General features: G+C 33.9%; 1 protein-coding gene and 1 pseudogene. Both read right to left on the minus strand.

Features of this window, described 5'->3' with window-relative positions:
- Positions 1-945: pseudogene (locus ACFIO3_RS11760) on the minus strand (hypothetical protein); the annotation flags it as partial.
- Between the two features lie 1,086 nt (positions 946-2,031).
- Positions 2,032-2,307: YadA-like family protein (locus ACFIO3_RS11765; protein ID WP_375607518.1), on the minus strand; the 276-nt coding region annotated here is incomplete at its 5' end.

The following is a 2,307-nucleotide window of genomic DNA, read 5'->3' on the forward strand; positions in this document are numbered from 1 at the left end:
CTTATCAAAGACCTTAACTGTAAAAGTAGGAGCACTCCAATTTCCATCTTTATAGCCAGCACCACCACCAAAATAGCCTGCAACGACATTGCTCATGGAATAAAGTTGAGAACCATTGATTGCATCAGTCGATGTTGCTGTAATAGAACCAGCATTAACACCTGAAAGAGTCCGAACCGCATTATCAATATTTGCAATACTTACCCTCGTTCCATTTACTTTTCCACCAATGGTAATAAGTCCCGTATCATCTTGCTTAACAAGGTTGTTCCCTGCCACATTAACGACTACATTTTCAATCTTTTTATCAAGATTTGTGAAAGAACTATTTACGCCTGTAAAGGCATCTGCAACATTATGATAGCTCTTTTCAGCTCCATTACCATCCTTATCAAAAACCTTAACTTTAAAAATAGGAGGCGTCCATTTTACTCTATCAAATCCAGCACCACCACCAAAATAGCTAGAAATAGCAAGACCTAGAGAAAAAATTTGGGAGCCATTAACTGCATCAGACGAGAATGGCGAAATCACACCATTATTAACACCAGTAAGAGTTCTCAATTCATGAGAGCTATTTTCAATGCTTATTCTATTGCCACGTGCATTCGCACCAATTGTAATAAACCCTGAGCTATCTTGCTTAACAAGATTATTGCCCGCAACTTCACGTTCCAAACCATATAATGCAGAGCCAACATCTCTGTACACTTTACCGTTAATTATATAAGTTGGTGCAATATCTTTAAGTACATTTGTACCTGCTCCAAAATACTGCGATATATTACCCCACGCATCACAAGCAGAAACAGGAGAAGCACCGGATAAAAAGACAGCTACTGAAACCAATGAAAGCGTTTTAATAAAAGGTAATCGATAAGGTGAGCAAGATTTTTTTAAATTACTCACTGCTAGCGTGCGTGGTGTGGTATATATTTTTTTCATAATAAATCCTCTAAGTAAGAAAAAGATATTAAAAACATTAAAAAGACACATTCCGGTGCTACTAAGCTCCAGAGATTATTTTTTTTGTTTTATAAAAGATTAGGGTTGTCATAATGCGGAAGAGGACTATCTAAGATATCAATGATATAGTAGTCGACGGGATCGATAGTCCAATTAATAAGGTTTTTATTTATCCTCCTTTAAGGAGGTGGGGTTTTCTTTAGCAGATCCTTTAAATTTAAAGGTGAAGAAAGGTGAACGAAGTGTAGAAAAAACATGTTTGCGTACTATTATTAGGTGTTGTGTGTTTAAGAGGCAATAAAAGGTTTTTATTGCGGAAGTTAGTTAAGTTGTTTGCTGAGTAATTTAGAGCATTTTTTGTAGGGTTATTACGCTTCTGCCGTAAAAATAAGCGAGATACCCCTGAGCTTTATATTTATATCTCTTAAAGCTTTTTGAGATCAGATAATTGTGATTTTGTAATTTTGCCATAACTTACCGCACCCCGCTTTGCGAGAAGATTTCTAGTTTCCTTTAATTAATTTTTCGCACTTTATACAGATTATTAAAAAATAGCAAGGAAAAAATGAGATTTTTTATTTCTTTAAGGATACCCCCAGTGGATATTCTATTATAAACTATAAACTGTATAGTTTTCAAATATTGTGCGGTTACACGTATGCTGTTAATTTATATGAAAACATCACTCTGCATTTGTGATTTTTTTGTTAATTAGTCCCATTAAGATTATTATTACAGAATATATTATTATAAAACTTTACAAGTATACTACTCTATGAATTTCTGTGTAAAATATCACTTCTTATAAAATTTTTCCCCTTGTCTGATGAGACAAGAAGGAAAAACTCTCTTAAAAATAAATATCGATTATTCAAATAATTCCTTTTGGAGATGATAAATAATTTTTTCATATAAAATTTCACAATAAAAAATATATTTTTACTCGAAATACGCCCTTATCTTTTATTGCTATTCATTTATGATAAAAATAACTTTCCTTCTCTTTAAATGGCACATGTAACGCATTTGATAAGAGAAGGAAAATTTATTTCGAATTTTCTATTGTTAATTCAGTGTTACCCTAAATCCAGCACCTACACCCCAATGTCCCCCAGAACTTGTTGCAGATACGTTAGAGCGAAATCTTCCATTTTCAGACATATAACCAGCTCCAATAGCAAGTGCAGATTGACTGCGCCATACACCCGTACCAAGTGAAAAACTTAATTTTCCCGGTGTATCGTCATAGCTTAAATTAGATACTGCTAGACCAATAGCAGCAGCTTGTCTTGCTTCTTTCCGAACATCCTGAATAGCATAATTCAATGTCTCAAACTTCAT

It is taken from the genome of Bartonella sp. AD328YNZD (genome assembly GCF_042196425.1).